Origin of the sequence: Hyphomicrobium sp. (assembly GCF_035687085.1) — a bacterium.
GTDB lineage: Bacteria > Pseudomonadota > Alphaproteobacteria > Rhizobiales > Hyphomicrobiaceae > Hyphomicrobium_B.
In genome coordinates this window covers 18,933-35,411 of record NZ_DASRYS010000010.1, presented here as the reverse complement: position 1 = coordinate 35,411, position 16,479 = coordinate 18,933, and the positions used below count along the sequence as shown (strand labels likewise).

Here is a 16,479-nt window from a genome sequence, read left to right as displayed (position 1 = left end):
GGCGAATTTCAGATAGACCATCTAACTGAAAACCGTGATTTAGCCCCAATGTAGCCAGATTGTCAGTGCGGTGACAAATTCCCGAACCTTAAAAGAAAGTCCCTCTGGGCATCCTTCGCCGGTACGGAAATCAGAACGTCCAAGGTTCTATGAAGTTCCAGCGGCACCCGCGGAATTCCGAAAAATCTTTCGGCTTCACTCTTCTCGAATCCCGCAAGCAACGTCGCTTCGTAATAAGCCGCGATTGTGTCCGCGTCCTTGATTGCCGCCGCAACAGCGACACTCAATTGCCCAACACCGAACCGCTCATGGATCGCTTCGAGCAGCTTCAGCTCGAACGCTTTGTAGTCGAGACCGATCGCAGTTTTGAAAGGGCTGATCAGATCGCCGACAACGTATTCGGGCGCATCGTGAAGCAATGCTGCGAGGCGCTCATTCGAAGTCGATTGAGGCCATAGCGCGGTGAAGATATCGGTCACGATGACGCAATGCTGAGCGACGGAGAAAGCGTGATCGCCCTTCGTCTGTCCGTTCCATCGTGCGACACGTGCGAGCCCATGCGCGATATCCTCGATGTCGATGTCGCGAGGATCGGGCGCGAGTAGATCGAGACGCCGCCCCGAAAGCATCCGCTGCCACGCTCTCGGTGTTTTGTCGCGTGACCGGCTCATGGGCTTGCGATGCTCAGCTTCTTTTGAAGTTTCGCGCACGCCGCATGCCGGAAGCACGAGACCAAGTGGTCGTTGACCATGCCGGTCGACTGCATGAAGGCATAAAGAGTCGTCGATCCGACGAAGCGGAACCCATCGGCCTTGAGCGCTTTGCTCATTCTCTTAGAAACGTCGGTCTCGGGCTTGATGTCATTGCTTGATGCAAGGGCGTTGATGATCGGCCGGCCATCAACAAAACCCCATATATATTGGGCAAACGGCATGCGTTCGCGAATCTTGAGATAGGCCTTGGCGTTGGAGATCGTGGCTTCGATCTTGGCGCGGTTCCGGATAATGCCCTCGTTCCCAAGAAGGCGATCGACGTCTCGCGATGAGTATCTCGCGATGCGCGCGGCATCGAAGTTGTGAAATGCCTTCCTGAAATTTTCGCGCTTCCGGAGGATTGTGATCCAGGAGAGGCCGGCTTGGAATCCTTCAAGCACTAACTTCTCGAAAAGGTCGCGGTCCTCCGTCATCGGGACGCCCCACTCCTCATCGTGATAGCGGATGTAAACGGCATCGCTGCCGGCCCACGAACAACGTTGGATCTCTGCTGATGTGATCATGAGGACGGCAGAGCCGTTGACGCCCGCGCCGCCGCAGATGCCGCGTAACGCTCAAGGGCGATATCATCGACCGTGACTGCGACCCCGGCCGCGGTGAGCGTCTCACTCTTCTGCTTGGCTTCAAGCGCACGATCGAGGCGAAGCATCGCGATGGCGTCGGCGCCGGCGACGGTGCCGACCCGTCCGATTGAAACCTCACCGAGAAGGACGTCCGTATCTGAGGTGAGGGGAGCTGCGCCTGAAATTTTTACGGCACGTTTGCGAACGACCGTCTTGTTCTGCATCCGCGCCACGATCTCCTGACCGACGTAGCAGCCCTTCGAGAACGACACGCCATTGAAGAGATCGAAGTCGGCTTCGTGCGGATAGGCGTCGCCGAATTTGTAGTCGCGTCCACCCTCCGGCACGCCCAGAGAAATGCGAAGAGCATCGTACTCGCGCAATGCTGTTTCGCTCTCCGCATCAGCGAAAGCCGAGCTGGATGACCGGGCTTTCGCCATCAGACGAACTCCCAGAACGGAATGTCTGGGGTCCGAAAAACGCATGACCCAATCCACAGGAAAAGCATCGGCGGGATCCCCCCAGATCGCATAGAGCTCAAACGAAGCCGAAACATCCGAAATGATGACATCTGAACGAAGCTTATAAAATGTTAATCTCTTAATAAAGTTCCCTACGCTCTCCGCAGAGACGTCGAGAAAGTAGCTTTCGCCCTGACGCGTGACGAAAAAGTCAAAGAGGATTTTGCCCTGCGGCGAAAGCAGCGCAGCGTACCGCGCCTCCCCCTCGCCAAGACCTTCGATGTCGTTGGTCACCAGGCTCTGCAGGAGCTTTTCGCTGTCGCGGCCTGTGATGCTGACGACACCGCGATCTGCAAGTCGCACTATCTTTGCGGCAGACATGAATTCACGCCTCGGTTGCAAACGGGGAAAGAGTTACGTATGCGGGGCTTTCTCGCATGAAAGATCAAGGAGTACAGCACGATGGTTGAGACTTTCGACGTCGTTATCCGTGGCGCGACGGTCGTCAATCATGATGGGGAAGGCGTCCGCGACATTGCGATCCGCGACGGCAAGATTGCAGCCATCGGCGATCTCCGGTCGGCGGCCGCGGCGGAGATCATCGAAGCGCAAGGCCTTCACATTCTCCCCGGCGTCATCGACACACAAGTGCATTTCCGGGAGCCCGGCCTTGAGCATAAGGAAGATCTCGAGACGGGAAGCCGTGCGGCGGTAGCCGGCGGTGTGACTGCCGTCTTCGAGATGCCCAATACCAAGCCGTTGACGACGACCGCCGAGACACTTGCCGACAAAGTGCGCCGGGCGCGGCACCGGATGTATAGCGACTTTGCCTTCTTCGTCGGCGGCACCCGCGAGAACGTCGCCGATATTCCGGATCTCGAAAAACGCGAGGGCTCAGCCGGCATCAAGGTCTTCATGGGCTCTTCGACGGGCGATCTCCTCGTGGATGATGGCGTCACGCTCGATAAGATCATTGCCAAGATATCCCGGCGGGCGTCCTTCCACGCGGAAGATGAAGCCCGGCTGAAGTCGCGAATGCATTTGCGCCGGAAGGGCGATCCATCCTCCCATCCCGAATGGCGCGACCCTGAGGCCGCCCTGATCGCGACCAAGCGGCTCGTCGGATTAGCCGAAAAGCACGGCAAGCGCGTCCACGTTCTCCATGTCTCGACGGCCGAGGAGATGGACTTCCTGGGCCATCACAAAACTTATGCTTCTGTCGAGGTCACGCCGCACCATCTGACGCTCGCCGGCCCCGAAGCCTACGAGCGCCTCGGCACCTATGTTCAGATGAACCCACCCGTCCGCGATGTCCGTCACCGCGACGCGATCTGGGCCGCACTCCAATCGGGCGTCGTCGACATTTTGGGCTCAGACCACGCGCCGCACACGCGCGAGGAGAAGGATCACGCGTATCCCGACACGCACTCCGGGATGACGGGCGTCCAGACGCTGGTTCCGATTATGCTCGATCACGTCAATGCCGGACGTCTGTCTCTGCAACGGCTGGTTGATCTCACGAGCCACGGACCGCAACGGCTGTTTGGCATTCGCTCGAAAGGCCGCATCGCCGTCGGCTATGACGCCGACCTGACCGTCGTCGACCTGCATCGGACAGAGACGATCTCCAACGACTGGATCGAAAGCCGCGCCGCCTGGACACCTTATGACAGCGTGAAGGTCAAAGGCTGGCCCGTCGGCACGATCATTCGCGGACGGAAGGTCATGTGGGACGGCGAAATCTTGGGGCCGGCCGCCGGAGAGCCCGTCGGTTTTCTCGAGGGCTACTCCGGCTGAGACTAGGCTAACGCTGCTGCGGCAGAAACGGTCAGCCTTCGCTGCCGCTTTTGGCCACGCGCGCCGTTGCCGGTGGCAACCGCTTGAGCACATGTACGGTCGTGCCGACACCAGCCAGGGACGCCAGATGCATCACGTGGCCGTTCGTCATGCGGATGCAGCCTGAAGACGACGCCGTTCCGATGCTGGAAGCTTCGTTCGTGCCATGGATGCGGTAGAGCGTATTGCCGAGATAGAGTGCTTTGGCGCCGAGCGGGTTGCGAATGCCGCCCGACATCCGCACGGGAAGCTCAGGCCTGCGGGCACGCATCTCGGCCGGCGGGATCCAGTCCGGCCAGTCGGCCGTCCGTGTGATCTTCTCGGTGCCAGCCCAAGTGAACCCCTCCCGGCCAACGCCGATCGGGTAGCTGTAGGCCGTCGAGGACGACAATATATAATAAAGACGCCGGCCCGCCGTATCGACCACGATGGAGCCGGGCTCGTAGCCACCCGTGAACGATACTTTGCGCGGCGCGGTCGCCTTGATGTTGGGGCGGGGGCCGCCGGTGAGCAAGCCAGGTGCGCTGCCCGGATCGCGAGAAGAGTCGCCGCGATCGCCGGCCTGCGGCCGGTCCCAATCCCAGCCCATGCCGAACAGTTGCTGGCCCATTCTCTCTGCACTCTCGCGTTGAGCGCGGTCGAGCTTTTTGGGAGGAACGTATCCGTACGTTTCTTCGGATGGGTGGAAGGCATAGCCCGGTGTTGCGATTGCGCAGCTCAAAACGGCAGTCGCAATAAGCAATGTCCTCTTCATCGATAGGCCCTCCGCATTTTCATCTATTTAGAGAGAAGCGGAGTAACCCCATTGATCCGTCGCTAAAAGCCCGGTGCGGCGATTGGTGCTGCAAGTCGAAATGGAGTGCGCGCAAAGACGGCGATCAGTCGGCCTTTTTGAACGAGGTCCAGGTGCCGTCGGCGGCGATCACGAGCCGCCACCAGAGCCACTGCTTTTTCTCACGCATCTCCTCAGCCTTCGCGGGCGTTACGAGACGGTAGAGATCGACCTCTTCGGCGGGCGAGAGTTTGTCGAGGGGCCGTTCTGCGAGATAGGGCCAGACGTAGATGAGGTTGTTCTCGATGTCATTGCCGAGAGGCAAAGCCACCGGCGGCATATCCAGAACTTCGATGAGGGCAGCAAGAATTTCGCGGCCGCCGTGATCGCCTGAGCGGTCCTTCAGCGTTTGGATTGGATCGCTTCCCGCTTCGCCGCCCAAGTCGGGAACAACGCCGCTGACTTCGAACGCGGTCTTGAGTTCTTCAATGTTGCCTGATCGCGCAGCCGTCAGAATGACATCGCGCAGGTCTTCAACGTGCGGCGGCAACTTCACGGTGCCGCTGGGCTCGGCTGCTCTTGACCCTGCAGCGTGGACAAGGAGGCTTAGCGCTACTACGAGTACTACCACGAGATTCGCGAGGCCTGCCCGTCGAATGAGGGCATGCCGGAAAGACCAAAGCCGCTCTTTGCAAGTCGCCCGAGGGATTCTCCACATTGCAGTTGCGCCCTTCGTTGATCCCTATAGCCGTGACGCGCGAACCCGTGTTGGATGCGAGAGCGCCGCGTAGCGCCAGCGGTTTCCAACTCAGATATCGAGCACATACCCCTTGCTGAGTTATATCCCGAACCCGCTCATCATCCCCGTCGGATTGATCGTGGGGATGCTCATCGCCGCCCCGGTCGGCCCTGTCAACGTGCTGTGCATCCAGCGCGCGATCGAACGAGGCTTCTGGGGTGGGGTCGCGGCTGGCATTGGCTCGGTAATGGGCGACGGCCTCATCGCGCTCTGCGCAGGCTTGGGCGTAGGCACGGTCTCAGGCGTCGTCGAAGCCCATCGCGCCGCCATTCAAGTCATTGGCGGCCTGGCGCTCATCGCTTTCGGGCTTCGTCTTTATTTCAGCGCGCCGAGAGTGAAGATGACGTCGGACGCGGAGGCCAAGACGGCCCGCCTCAAGGACTTTGCCTGGGACATCCCTCAGACGTTCTTCCTCACCATCACCAATCCCGGCGCCGTCCTCGGACTCTTCGCCGTCTTCGGCGGCGTCACCACATTCGTCGAAGTCCACTCGAACGTCGACGTGCTGCTGATGGTGTCGTCCATCGTCACCGGCAGTATGCTGTGGTGGATAACGCTGTCGAAGTTCATCAGCCGCTACCGGAACCGGATCGACCTTCACGTCCTTCAGATCCTGAACCGGATCGCCGGCATCCTGCTCGCGCTCTTCGGCGGCGTGCTCATCGCCGAAGTCATCCTGAAGGCGGGGCACTTCTGAAATCCCCGCCCGGCGCCGTAGCAAAGCTCTTTATTATTGATCGCGCCGCGTCAGCGTGAATTCGCCTTCGACGACCCGCTTCTCGAGCCCGCGGGTCAGATGGATAACCGCGTCTTCGCCGTATATGGCAACGAGATCGGTCAGCGCCGTGAAAAGCGCCGCATATGCCATCTGCTGCGGTTCTACCCCCGTATCGACACCTTCGTCCCACGCAGCGAGAATAAGATCCAGCGCCTTCAGCGTCGGGTTCTTCGTATCGATGTCCTCAAAGCACTGCATGTCGCTCTCAATCTTCCCTCTACCTGCCGTCGCATATGCAAAACGGACCCCACCGTTTGTCACCTAGCACGGTCATTTCCGATAGACCGGCGTTGCCACTATTCACAGTAAACCGTGTGAAAAGGAGTGACCGGCTGTTAAGCGAGATTGGGCAGCACTTAATTGGGGAAGGCCTTTAGAAGCCCGTCGGAAAGTTCCGAGCCTTCAGAAAGAAACCGGGTGATGGCCGTCTGAGCCGAAGGGCTGCATGTATTATAAGTGCGGCTGTAGCTGCGATACCCCTGGTTGAAGGCGCGCGTGAGCTTCGCCCGTCGCAGCGCGGACGAGCCTTCCGCATCCATCAAATCCCGCATGCGGTCGCGCCAGTACTGGCCTTCGTTGGCGCCGCAAAGCTCGCGAAGATAGTGGACCGCGCCAAGGATCTCTGAGAGCCGCAGCAGGCGGTCGTCGTAAACCTTGGTGTCAGGCGCAGAAAAGGCAGTGTTGCCGCCGGCCGTGAGCAGCAGGCTCAGGGCCAAAAGCGGGGCCTTCAAGTTCAAGCTGCGGCGGTTCACGGGGGCGTCCGGCTTTCTCATGAGCTTCGCTTAAACCAGATTCTGGGCGATCGCCCAGCGAACGCTTATATTCACTTACATTCGGCATCAAAAGGACCGGCCCGCCCGTGTGCGCGCGATACAGCTTGACCACTCCACCGGAGGCCGTGCGGGCCTTCTTTGACGCGCCAAGCGTCGAAGATTTCCCGCCCCGGTATAATATCGCGCCGTCTCAGCCCACGCTGATCGCCCGCAACGACGTGCACGGCCGCCCCGAGCTCCAGCTGGTGCGCTGGGGGCTCATCCCGTCATGGTTGAAGGATCCCCGCTCGCTCACATCGCCACTGATCAACGCCCGCGCCGAAACCGCGGCCGAAAAGCCGGCGTTCCGCGGCGCTATGCGCCACCGCCGCTGCCTCATCCCCGTATCTGGCTTCTATGAATGGACGGGCGATCGCAAGGCCCGCCGGCCGCATCTCATCCGCATGAAAGACCAGGAGCTTTTTGCGCTTGCGGGCATCTGGGAAGACTGGCTCGGCGCTGACGGCAGCCAGATCGAGACGATGGCAATCCTGACGACGTCAGCAAATGAAGAGATGTCCCGACTGCACGACCGGATGCCGGTCATCATCGAGCAGGGGGACTTCGAGCGTTGGCTCGACTGCCGCCCAGGCACCGCCGAAGGTGTGCTCGATCTCCTGAAGCCGCTGCGCTCAGGACAACTCACTGCGACCGCCGTCAATCCGAAGCTCAACAATCCGCGCGCTGAAGGACCGGAGCTTCAAGAGCCGGAATTTCTGACGCTTCTTTGAACTCCCGACATCCCAATGGCTCGCGTACTGCCTAAATCGGCGCTAACCTGAATATAACCCTTAAATTGAAACGCTATTTGATATCCAAATGCAGATAGCTAGGGGTTAGCCTGGCCGGACGTGGGGCTCGGCTGCACGGCGGGATTGTGTGCACGGGGAGAGCGCGATGGCGTATCACGGCGAAGACCTCGACCTCAGAACGCAGCAGACCTGGACGCCGGCGGACGGGATGTTCGCTGCCGAAACATCCCCTGCAAATGGCAAGCGCGGTCATTTGCAAGCCGGGCCCGTGCTCGTCGACGACGCCGTGCTCGCATCCTTCAATCAGGCCTACGACATCGCTTCCGCCCATCGCGCGGGCGAGGTTCGCATCGAACACCTGCTCAATGCGATGACGCGCGTTGATCCAGCCGCGGCCGCTCTCGAAGCGCACGGCATCCGCGTCGTCGCCCTGAAGCGCGAAACGGCAACCATTATCGCCGGTGACATTCCGGCCGTGTCAGGACCCGGCGCCGTGTCGCCACGCCGTTCCGACGAATTGGCCGAGCTTCTGCGCCTCGCATCATCCGCAGCGGCGCGCAGAAATTCGGCCATCGCGGTTGATGACCTGCTGCATGTGCTGCTCGACCAGCGATCGGACTTCCCGCAGTCGGAACTGCTCATGCGTTTCTCCGCACGCTTTTCGCAGATGCCGGAACCTCTGCCGCCTCTGACGCGCGCGGATGGCCGCTATCCGCCAAGCCCGCTTCGCTACTCTGGGGAATATGCCCGGGCCGGCTATCGCAATGACTATCTGGGAATGCCCGCCGACGCACTGCAGAATTCCCGCATCGATGCACTTGAACAATCGGTGCGCGCGCTTCGCCACGAGCTGGCCAACGACCGCCACATCATCGCGGGCCTCATCCGCGATTTGAGCCGCGATACCCTCGGCTATCAAGATGAGCAGGCGCGCGGCCACACCGTGTTGATCGAGCGCATCGGCGCTCTGGAGGCGACACTCCGAGAGGGAGGCGGCGATCCGGCCCAGAACCTTCCGCTTCTGGGGAAGCTCGAGGCCATCGACAACGCAGTGCAAGTTCGTTTGCAGGAAATCTCACAGAATTGGGCACTGCTCTCAACGCGCCTTCAGGACCTCGAATCCGCGATCGCAAACCCCCGCGCGCCAGAGGCTGTCATCGACCTCAAGCCAATCGCCGAGCGCCTCGAAATGATCGAGGAGGCGGTGCTCGGCTCTGACAATCGGGGGCAAGCTGAGATTGCCGACGGCCTGTTGAAATTGGAAGCCGCCGTCAGCGGCGTGCTCGTGCAAGCGAAAGAAGCGCAAGACCCTGAAGCGCTGCTCGGCGGCTTGGACAAGATCGATAGCGTGTCGAACAAGCTTGATACCCATAACAGTGCGCTGACCGAACTCGCTGTGGCTCTCGTGGAGCGCATGAATGCAGTCGAGCACGCCGTCGAAGCCGAAATCGAAACGGCAGCCGCGAAGCATCAGGCGTACACGCAGGATCTCACCGAGGTCCACGAGGCGCTGCTGAAGGTTAACGAGAACCAGCACACGCTCGCAGGCTCGATGGATCAATGGCGCACGGAATCGGCGGCAGATGTTGCCTCCATTCTGAACCGGCTTGAAACCATCGACCGCGACGCGGCACTGCCTGCCGAAACGCTCGCCGCGCTCAACGATCACATGGAATCGACCAACCGCTTCATCATCGAGCGCTATAGCCGCCGGCGTCGCTTCTGGCATTGGCTGTTCGGCACCGACGATTGGATCGCCGCTAGCTGGCCTTCCGCGAAAGCGGCGCTCCCGCGCGAGGATCGTCCACTGAAAGAAGCCGGAGCTTGAAAACAAACGACGCTTCAAAGCAAAGCGCTGCGCAAGCGATTGTTAATCTGAAAGAGAGGTTAGTGTTTACCTGTCCGATTTAAACAGTGTGCTCCCATTTCTATTGGAAGCAGCACGCGAAGCCCATGACAACCCAGCATCGCCCAAAACTTTACCTCGCCGATATCATGTCGCCCGAGGACAACAGCTTCGGTGTGCTTCGCCTGCTGATGGCGACCTTCGTGCTCATCTCTCACAGCTATCTCTATAGCGCAGGAACGGATGCCGCTGAGCCGCTGCAACCCTGGCTCGGCCGGTCGCTCGGCGAATACGCGGTGCAGGTTTTCTTCATCTTGAGCGGCGTGCTGGTCGCGCAAAGCTTCGATCGCAGCCGCAGCGTTCTGAAATTCGCCGCGGCCCGCGCATTGCGCATCTTCCCCGCGCTCATCGTCTGTGTGTTCATCACATCGTTTGTTCTTGGCCCTTGGGTGACGGGCTTGTCCGTGGGCGAATATTTCGCGAGCCCCGGTCTCTATGCCTACGTTGCCAAAACGCTCGCACTGACGACGGGCGCGGCGCCACTGCCGGGCGTCTTCGAAACGCTGCCGTACGCGAACTACGTCAACTCTTCGCTTTGGACGCTCAAATACGAAGTCATCTGCTACCTCATTCTCGCTCTATTGGGCTTCGCGGGCCTCTTCGAAGAGCGTTGGCGCAAGGTTGCGATTGGGGGAATTGCCCTGGTCGTCAGCACCGTGACGCTCGGATTGCCGGCCGACGCCCAGGCCTTCGGATTCTCGGATAATCTGCGCTACTTCATCGTCTTCTTCTTCTGCGGCGTTCTGGCCTATCTCGCGCGCCGCCATCTCGTCATCCACGCGGCTTTGCTTGTGCCGTTTGGCGCGCTCTTTCTTGTCTTTGCGAAGACGCCGCTTGCCGAAGTCACGAGCGCGCTCTTCCTGGGTTACGCGTCCCTGTGGCTGGCGACGAAAACGCTGGGCGTCCTGCGCGCAGTCTGCAACAAGGTCGACGCGTCCTTCGGCATCTACATCTTTGCCGGCCCGACGCAGCAGACATTGCTGTGGCTGATGCCCGGCATTGCGCCCGTTTGGCTGTCGCTTATTGCCTTCGCAATTGTACTACCCGCAGCCGTCTTCTCGTGGATCGTGATCGAGAAGCCCGCGTTGAAGCTGCGGGCTATCGTGACCGGACGGGTGACACCGCGCCAATCCACAGTCCCGCTGCCTGCAGCCTGACGGCCGTTCACCAAAGCCGCCGCAAAAGGCTTGAGTTCACCTCCGCGCCCGTGCTTTCCTTAAGAGAGCGTTAAAGGGCGTGGAGGGCTAAGGCCGATGTTGCGGCGGTACCTGATAGTCAACGGCGCGACGACAGCGGTTCTTTACGGGGCGCTTTACGCACTCACCCCCACGCTGAAACTGGAAAACCTGCGCGCCAGCTTCGAAGGCTTTGTCATGGAAAGCCCGGTACTCGGCCCGCTTCTGAACAAAATCATCCTTGTAACGAGCGCACTCTAAGAGACGCGCGCATCAATCTCGCGGTGCCGCCGCCCGCTTCAACCGGTCGTTGATCGCTTCGCCCAAACCATGCTTCGGAATCGGCGTCGCCACGATCGTCGCCGCGCCCGATGCATCGAGTGTCCTTAGCGCTGCAAAGAGATGCGCCGCGGCCTCGACCAGATCGCCGGACGGGCTGAGATTGATGAAGGCCCGCGCCGGGGCCTCAGCGACCGGCCCGAACGCCAGCACAGCATCATCCGGCCCCCATTCGAACGCATTGAGCCGCATCTTGGCGCGGGGCGCGTAATGGCTTTCCAGCTGACCGGGAGAGGCGGGCGTGCTGCTCGTCTCGTCCCCACGGGCGAGGTGCTCACCCAAAACCTCCTCGATCGCTTCCACCGTTATGGCGCCCGGCCGCAATAGCGTGGGTGTATCACCCACAACACTGAGGACCGTCGATTCCATGCCGTGCGGTGTGGGTCCGGCATCCAGAATGACCGCGGCCTTCTCACCGAGATCCGCTGCGACGTGCTGGGCCTGGGTCGCGCTGACGTGGCCCGACCGGTTGGCGGACGGCGCCGCCAGCGGCCGCTGCGCTTCCACGAGCAGGGCACGCGCGACTGGGTGTTCGGGCGCTCGCAGCGCAACCGTCGGCAGCCCCGCCGAGACCAGATCGCTGACATCAGAAGTGTCGCTCCGTGGCACCACCAGCGTGAGCGGCCCCGGCCAGAAAGCCTCGGTCAGTCGCCGCGCCACGGGCGAAAACTGCCCGATGATCAGCGCCTGCTCGAGCCCAAGAACATGCACGATCAGCGGATTGAACGTCGGCCGACCCTTGGCTTCGAAAACGCGCGCGACAGCTTCGCCGTTTGTAGCATCCGCCCCTAAGCCGTAGACTGTTTCGGTGGGAAACGCGACGAGCGCACCCGACCGGATCATCTGACCTGCCTCCGCGATCCACTCGGCGTTGGCGGGAGCAATTCTGCCTTGCTTCAATTTTTCACCCGGTTTGCTCGCACCATTGTTCGGCATAGTGTTCGGGAGCAGAACCCGAGCTGCATTGAGAGACGATTCATGACTTATCAGGCTCCAGTAGACGATATCGTCTTTGCATTAAAGGCCGTGGCCGCCTTGGACGATATGGATGCCAGCGGGCTCTATCCTGGGCTTGACGCCGATACCGTCGTGGCCGTCATCGAGGAGGCGGGAAAGTTCGGCGCCGAGGTCCTAGCACCTTTGAACGCGATCGGCGACCGCGTCGGCTCGAAATTATCTGAGGGCAAGGTGACGACCCCGCCGGGCTTCGCTGCCGCCTATCAGCAATTCGTGGCGGGGGGATGGAGCGCGCTGCCATGCGACGAAGCGTATGGCGGACAAGATCTGCCCGAGATCGTGGCGACGCCCGTGGGCGAGATCTGGAACGCGGCCAACGTCTCGTTTGGGCTCTGCCCGCTCCTCACACAGGGCGCCATTCACGCGATCGAGGCGGGCGGCAGCGCTGAGCTGAAGGCGAAGTTCCTGCCCAAGATGGTCGCCGGCGAATGGACCGGCACCATGAACCTGACGGAACCGCACGCCGGCTCGGATTTGGGGCCGTTGTCGGCCCGCGCCGAACCACAGGGAAATGGCACGTACCGCATTACCGGCACGAAGATCTTCATCACCTACGGCGATCACGACATGGCGGAAAACATCATCCACCTCGTGCTCGCGAGGCTCCCAGATGCGCCGCCCGGAACACGCGGCATCTCGCTCTTCCTCGTGCCGAAGTTCCTCGTGAATGACGATGGCTCTCTCGGCGAACGCAACGACGTCGTTTGCGCCGGTCTCGAGCATAAGCTCGGCATTATGGCGAGCCCCACGTGCGTGATGAAGTTCGGCGAGAACGGTGGTGCGACCGGCTACCTCGTCGGTGAAGCCAATCGCGGCCTCGCAACCATGTTCGTGATGATGAACGCCGCGCGGTTGGGCGTCGGCGCGCAAGGCGTCGGCCTCGCGGAGCGCGCAACTCAGCACGCCGTTGCCTACGCCAAGGATCGCCGCCAAGGCAAAAGCCTCTCAAGTAACGGCGTCGGCGGCATGAGTCCGATCATCGAGCACGCCGACATCCGTCGCATGCTGCTGACGATGAAGGCCCTGACTCAAGCCGCGCGCATGATCTGCTACGCGACCGCGAAGGAACTCGACGTCGGGCACCGCGGAACGGACGAACGGACGCGCAAGGATGCCTTGAACCGCGCCGCACTCCTCACGCCGCTCGCGAAAGCTTTCTCGACCGATGTCGCCAACGAGGTGGCCTCCCTCGGCGTCCAGGTTCATGGCGGCATGGGCTTCATCGAGGAAACGGGCGCCGCGCAATATCTCCGCGATGCGCGCATTCTGCCGATCTACGAAGGCACCAACGGCATTCAAGCCATTGACCTCGTGACGCGCAAGCTGACGCTGGACGGCGGTGCAACGGCGACGGCATTTCTGGCTAGTCTTGCGAATATCATCGCCGATGTTCGCGCGGCGAACCGCAGCGACTTCGGCCACATGGCGGAGCGCCTCGCCGAAGCGCAGGGGAGCCTGCAGTCCTCGACACTCTGGATGGCGCAAATGTTGCCAGGGAACATCGAGAAAGCACTCGCATCCGCAACGCCATATCTGCGGCTGATGAGCCTCACGGCCGGCGGCGCCTACCTCGCGAAGGGCGCTTTGAGTGAACCCGCCGGATCGCCGCGGGTAGCGATCGCCCGTTTCTTCGCTGAAAATCTGCTGACTGAGACGAGAAGCCTTTCGGAAGCCATACAGCACGGCGCCGACTCCGTGCTGGTGGACGCCCACGGCGCGGTGTTCGCATGACGGCGGCAACCGCAGAAGTCGCAGTATGGCGCGGCGACGGCGTGCAGGTTCTCCGCTTTGCGCGGCCAGAAAAGAAGAACGCGCTGACCGGTGCCATGTATCGCGCGCTTACCGATGCGATCGAAGCGGGCGACGCCGATAGCTCCATCGCAGCCCACATCATAACAGGCTCGAACGGGATCTTCACCGCCGGTAACGACATCGGCGATTTCCTATCGACCGCGCGCGGCACCGGCGACCTCAGCCAAGATATCGTCCGCTTCATCCGGCTTCTGCCGGTCATTAAGAAGCCGCTGATCGCAGCGGTGGACGGCCCCGCGATCGGCATCGGCACCACGATGCTCTTCCATTGCGATCTGGTTTTTGCAGCGCCCGACGCGACGTTCGCGACACCGTTTCTCGACCTCGGCGTAACGCCCGAGGCGGCTTCGAGCCTGCTGATGCCGCAGCGCATGGGCTACGCGCGCGCGTTTGCGATGCTCGTGCTGGGCGATCCGATGTCGGCGGACGACGCTTTGGCCGCCGGATTTGTGAATGCGATCGTGCCAGGTACCGAGTTGGAAAAGGCTGCGCTCGAAGCCGCGCGCCGCCTCGCCCAGAAGCCGCCGGAAGCCCTGGCGATCGCGCGGCGCATGTTGCGTGGCGATACGGCTGACATCTTGAAACGGACCGACGAGGAAGCCTCCGCCTTCCGTGAGCGGCTGCGGTCGCCGGAAGCAATCGAAGCTTTCACGGCCTTTCTCGAGAAGCGGCCGCCAAACTTCGGCAAATCGGCCTAGGCACGCGGCTCGAAATTTGGCCCCGCTCGCCGCCACTTACGCAACTGCCCCTCGCGTACTAAGTTGAACCCCCGATTCAACGGCATTGAGAGCAGCGCGATGGCGTCACTCAAGGGCAAAACCCTCTTCATAACGGGCGCGAGCCGCGGCATCGGCTTGGCAATTGCGAAGAGAGCCGCGAGCGATGGCGCCAACATTGCCATTGCCGCCAAGACGGCCGAGCCGAATCCGAAGCTTGAAGGCACGATCCACTCCGCGGCGAAAGAGATTGAGGAGGCGGGCGGATCAGCACTTGCGGTCGAATGCGATGTTCGCAGCGAAGATGACGTACAGCGCGCGGTGGCCCAAACAGTCGAACACTTCGGCGGCATCGACATTTGCGTCAACAATGCCAGTGCGATTTCTCTGACGTCTATCGAGAAGACCGAACTAAAGCGCTTCGATCTCATGTTCCAGGTGAACACGCGTGGCACGTTCCTGACGTCGAAAGCCTGCCTGCCGCATCTGAAGCGCGCCGAGAATCCGCACATCCTGACATTGTCGCCGCCGCTCGACATGCAGGCGAAATGGTTTTCCGGACACGTCGCCTATTCGATCGCGAAGTACGGCATGAGCATGTGCGTGCTGGGCCTGTCAGACGAGATGAAGAAGGACGGCATCGCTGTCAACGCGCTGTGGCCGCGGACAACGATCGCAACCGCCGCCGTGCGCAACATTCTCGGCGGCGATAAGCTCATGCGCATGAGCCGCACGCCGGACATCGTCGCCGACGCTGCCTATCTCGTCTTCAGCCAGCCAGCGAAAACCTTCACCGGCCATTTCCTGATTGATGATTCGTTCCTATCGCAAGTCGGCGGCGTGCTGGATTTCGATCATTACAGGGTAGACAAATCGGTGCCGTTAGCGCCTGATTTCTTCGTCCCTGCGGAAAGCAAGCCGCCGCCGGGCGTCCACATCGCAAGGGTTTCGGAACTGGCCTGACCCCTTGAGCCGGAGCGCGAGAAAACAAAAAAATGACCTCCGCACTGATCACGCACCACGCCTTTCTTGCCCACGATACGGGCGAATCCCATCCCGAGCGGCCGGACCGCATGCGCGCCATCGACGAAGCCCTCGCGCATGAGAGCTTCGCGCTTCTCGAACGCCGCGAGGCACCACTCCGAGATGACGATCAGACGTACATTGGCATGGCGCATGGGGCCGGCTACGTCGCCGATCTCACCGATGCCGTCGCTCACATCGATGAAGGGCGCAAATACATCGACGGTGACACGGTTGCCTCACCGGGTACGTGGGAAGCCTCCCGCCGCGCTGTCGGTGCAGCGCTCGATGCTGTCGATATCGTGATGTCCGGCGAAGCAGCGAACGTCTTCTGTCAGGTGCGCCCACCCGGCCACCACGCGGAGAGCGCCCGGGCAATGGGCTTCTGCTTCTTCAACAACGTTGCCATTGCCGCCCATTACGCGCGGGCGAAATACGGTGCTGAACGCGTCGCAGTTGTCGATTTCGACGTCCATCATGGCAATGGCACGCAGGAAATTTTCTGGTCCGACAAGGACCTCTTTTTCGGCTCGACACACCAGATGCCGCTCTTCCCGGGCACCGGCGCATTGCGGGAGACGGGTGTCGGCAATATATTCAACGCGCCCTTGCGTGCGGGTGACGGACGCGAGCGCTTCGAAGAAGCTATGCGAGACCGAATCCTCGGGCCCTTGCACGACTTCGCTCCCGACGTGCTATTGATCTCCGCGGGCTTCGACGCCCACCAGAGAGACCCGTTGGCCTCGCTCAATCTTGTCGCACAGGACTTCCACTGGGTGACCGAATCTCTGTGTGAAGTGGCGCGGCGTCATTGCAGGGGGCGGGTCGTCTCGGTACTCGAAGGCGGCTATGATCTGACGGGGCTTGCCCAATCCGTCGCGGCCCACGTAAAGGCGTTGATCGACGCGGGAAACTGAGCTGCAAAGCCGGTTTTCCTCGCTCCGA

The 16,479-nt window shown here is 61.3% G+C and carries 18 protein-coding genes; 10 read left to right on the top strand and 8 right to left on the bottom strand.

All coding sequences use genetic code 11. The features are described from left to right. Positions 1 to 62: 62 nt before the first annotated feature. Genes VFG26_RS07375 through VFG26_RS07365 form a run of 3 tightly spaced genes read right to left on the bottom strand, consistent with a single transcriptional unit; the run spans position 63 to position 2,178 of the window. Positions 63 to 629 carry an HD family hydrolase gene (locus VFG26_RS07375; RefSeq protein ID WP_325023799.1) on the bottom strand — a complete coding sequence of 189 codons (567 nt, stop codon included), beginning with the start codon at positions 627 to 629 and terminating at the stop codon, positions 63 to 65. 38 nt (positions 630 to 667) lie between these two features. After that, positions 668 to 1,276 (bottom strand): DNA-3-methyladenine glycosylase I, encoded by a 609-nt coding sequence (locus VFG26_RS07370; protein WP_325023797.1) that lies wholly within the window; start codon positions 1,274 to 1,276, stop codon positions 668 to 670. Beyond that, complete coding sequence (locus tag VFG26_RS07365) at positions 1,273 to 2,178, bottom strand: folate-binding protein (RefSeq protein ID WP_325023795.1); 906 nt, start codon at positions 2,176 to 2,178, stop codon at positions 1,273 to 1,275. Before VFG26_RS07365 ends, VFG26_RS07370 begins: the two co-directional genes overlap by 4 nt. An 81-nt stretch (positions 2,179 to 2,259) precedes the next feature. Here VFG26_RS07365 and VFG26_RS07360 point away from each other — a divergent pair, with 81 nt between their 5' ends. Continuing rightward, positions 2,260 to 3,594, top strand: a complete 1,335-nt coding sequence (locus VFG26_RS07360) for a dihydroorotase (protein WP_325023793.1) — start codon at positions 2,260 to 2,262, stop codon at positions 3,592 to 3,594. A gap of 31 nt (positions 3,595 to 3,625) precedes the next feature. On the opposite strand, the gene VFG26_RS07355 is transcribed toward VFG26_RS07360, so the two are convergent. Continuing rightward, entirely contained in the window at positions 3,626 to 4,387 is a 762-nt protein-coding gene (locus VFG26_RS07355) for a L,D-transpeptidase (RefSeq protein ID WP_325023791.1), read from the bottom strand. A gap of 124 nt (positions 4,388 to 4,511) precedes the next feature. Next, on the bottom strand, positions 4,512 to 4,961 hold the full coding sequence (locus VFG26_RS07350; RefSeq protein ID WP_325023789.1) for a hypothetical protein: 450 nt from the start codon (positions 4,959 to 4,961) through the stop codon (positions 4,512 to 4,514). 274 nt (positions 4,962 to 5,235) lie between these two features. Between VFG26_RS07350 and VFG26_RS07345 the strand changes: the two genes are divergently transcribed. Then, positions 5,236 to 5,901, top strand: a complete 666-nt coding sequence (locus VFG26_RS07345; RefSeq protein ID WP_325023787.1) for a LysE family translocator — start codon at positions 5,236 to 5,238, stop codon at positions 5,899 to 5,901. A gap of 33 nt (positions 5,902 to 5,934) precedes the next feature. On the opposite strand, the gene VFG26_RS07340 is transcribed toward VFG26_RS07345, so the two are convergent. Both VFG26_RS07340 and VFG26_RS07335 read right to left on the bottom strand, forming a co-directional pair. Beyond that, the gene (locus tag VFG26_RS07340) at positions 5,935 to 6,180 is read right to left on the bottom strand and encodes a hypothetical protein (protein WP_013215949.1); all 246 of its coding nucleotides are present in this window, start codon (positions 6,178 to 6,180) and stop codon (positions 5,935 to 5,937) included. A gap of 158 nt (positions 6,181 to 6,338) precedes the next feature. Next, entirely contained in the window at positions 6,339 to 6,755 is a 417-nt protein-coding gene (locus VFG26_RS07335) for a TIGR02301 family protein (protein WP_325023782.1), read from the bottom strand. Positions 6,756 to 6,841: 86 nt separating this feature from the next. Between VFG26_RS07335 and VFG26_RS07330 the strand changes: the two genes are divergently transcribed. The 4 genes from VFG26_RS07330 (at position 6,842) to VFG26_RS07315 (ending at position 10,888) form a co-directional block, all read left to right on the top strand. Further along, positions 6,842 to 7,525, top strand: coding sequence for an SOS response-associated peptidase (locus VFG26_RS07330; RefSeq protein ID WP_325023780.1), 684 nt, complete (start codon positions 6,842 to 6,844; stop codon positions 7,523 to 7,525). Positions 7,526 to 7,691: 166 nt separating this feature from the next. Next, on the top strand, positions 7,692 to 9,374 hold the full coding sequence (locus tag VFG26_RS07325) for a Clp protease N-terminal domain-containing protein (RefSeq protein WP_325023778.1): 1,683 nt from the start codon (positions 7,692 to 7,694) through the stop codon (positions 9,372 to 9,374). Positions 9,375 to 9,499: 125 nt separating this feature from the next. Beyond that, positions 9,500 to 10,609 carry an acyltransferase gene (locus VFG26_RS07320; protein ID WP_325023775.1) on the top strand — a complete coding sequence of 370 codons (1,110 nt, stop codon included), beginning with the start codon at positions 9,500 to 9,502 and terminating at the stop codon, positions 10,607 to 10,609. A gap of 96 nt (positions 10,610 to 10,705) precedes the next feature. Beyond that, on the top strand, positions 10,706 to 10,888 hold the full coding sequence (locus VFG26_RS07315; protein WP_325023773.1) for a hypothetical protein: 183 nt from the start codon (positions 10,706 to 10,708) through the stop codon (positions 10,886 to 10,888). Between the two features lie 12 nt (positions 10,889 to 10,900). On the opposite strand, the gene VFG26_RS07310 is transcribed toward VFG26_RS07315, so the two are convergent. Next, a complete protein-coding gene (locus VFG26_RS07310) occupies positions 10,901 to 11,902 on the bottom strand; it encodes an L-threonylcarbamoyladenylate synthase (RefSeq protein WP_325023771.1) in 1,002 nt (333 codons plus the stop codon). Between the two features lie 42 nt (positions 11,903 to 11,944). Between VFG26_RS07310 and VFG26_RS07305 the strand changes: the two genes are divergently transcribed. From VFG26_RS07305 to VFG26_RS07290, 4 genes are all read left to right on the top strand, one after another. Further along, entirely contained in the window at positions 11,945 to 13,714 is a 1,770-nt protein-coding gene (locus VFG26_RS07305; RefSeq protein WP_325023769.1) for an acyl-CoA dehydrogenase, read from the top strand. Further along, a complete protein-coding gene (locus VFG26_RS07300; protein WP_325023767.1) occupies positions 13,711 to 14,493 on the top strand; it encodes a crotonase/enoyl-CoA hydratase family protein in 783 nt (260 codons plus the stop codon). The genes VFG26_RS07305 and VFG26_RS07300 overlap by 4 nt, the downstream gene beginning before the upstream one ends. A 99-nt stretch (positions 14,494 to 14,592) precedes the next feature. Further along, a complete protein-coding gene (locus VFG26_RS07295; RefSeq protein WP_325023765.1) occupies positions 14,593 to 15,474 on the top strand; it encodes an NAD(P)-dependent oxidoreductase in 882 nt (293 codons plus the stop codon). Positions 15,475 to 15,506: 32 nt separating this feature from the next. Further along, positions 15,507 to 16,451, top strand: coding sequence for a histone deacetylase family protein (locus tag VFG26_RS07290; protein WP_325023763.1), 945 nt, complete (start codon positions 15,507 to 15,509; stop codon positions 16,449 to 16,451). Positions 16,452 to 16,479 lie beyond the last annotated feature (28 nt).

Coding starts and splice junctions, on each gene's coding strand:
- VFG26_RS07375 (WP_325023799.1), bottom strand. CDS start 629: ATGCTTTCGGGGCGGCGTCTCGATCTACTCGCGCCCGATCCTCGCGAC.
- VFG26_RS07370 (WP_325023797.1), bottom strand. CDS start 1,276: ATGATCACATCAGCAGAGATCCAACGTTGTTCGTGGGCCGGCAGCGAT.
- VFG26_RS07365 (WP_325023795.1), bottom strand. CDS start 2,178: ATGTCTGCCGCAAAGATAGTGCGACTTGCAGATCGCGGTGTCGTCAGC.
- VFG26_RS07360 (WP_325023793.1), top strand. CDS start 2,260: ATGGTTGAGACTTTCGACGTCGTTATCCGTGGCGCGACGGTCGTCAAT.
- VFG26_RS07355 (WP_325023791.1), bottom strand. CDS start 4,387: ATGAAGAGGACATTGCTTATTGCGACTGCCGTTTTGAGCTGCGCAATC.
- VFG26_RS07340 (WP_013215949.1), bottom strand. CDS start 6,180: ATGCAGTGCTTTGAGGACATCGATACGAAGAACCCGACGCTGAAGGCG.
- VFG26_RS07335 (WP_325023782.1), bottom strand. CDS start 6,755: ATGAGAAAGCCGGACGCCCCCGTGAACCGCCGCAGCTTGAACTTGAAG.
- VFG26_RS07325 (WP_325023778.1), top strand. CDS start 7,692: ATGGCGTATCACGGCGAAGACCTCGACCTCAGAACGCAGCAGACCTGG.
- VFG26_RS07320 (WP_325023775.1), top strand. CDS start 9,500: ATGACAACCCAGCATCGCCCAAAACTTTACCTCGCCGATATCATGTCG.
- VFG26_RS07315 (WP_325023773.1), top strand. CDS start 10,706: ATGTTGCGGCGGTACCTGATAGTCAACGGCGCGACGACAGCGGTTCTT.
- VFG26_RS07310 (WP_325023771.1), bottom strand. CDS start 11,902: ATGCCGAACAATGGTGCGAGCAAACCGGGTGAAAAATTGAAGCAAGGC.
- VFG26_RS07305 (WP_325023769.1), top strand. CDS start 11,945: ATGACTTATCAGGCTCCAGTAGACGATATCGTCTTTGCATTAAAGGCC.
- VFG26_RS07300 (WP_325023767.1), top strand. CDS start 13,711: ATGACGGCGGCAACCGCAGAAGTCGCAGTATGGCGCGGCGACGGCGTG.
- VFG26_RS07295 (WP_325023765.1), top strand. CDS start 14,593: ATGGCGTCACTCAAGGGCAAAACCCTCTTCATAACGGGCGCGAGCCGC.
- VFG26_RS07290 (WP_325023763.1), top strand. CDS start 15,507: ATGACCTCCGCACTGATCACGCACCACGCCTTTCTTGCCCACGATACG.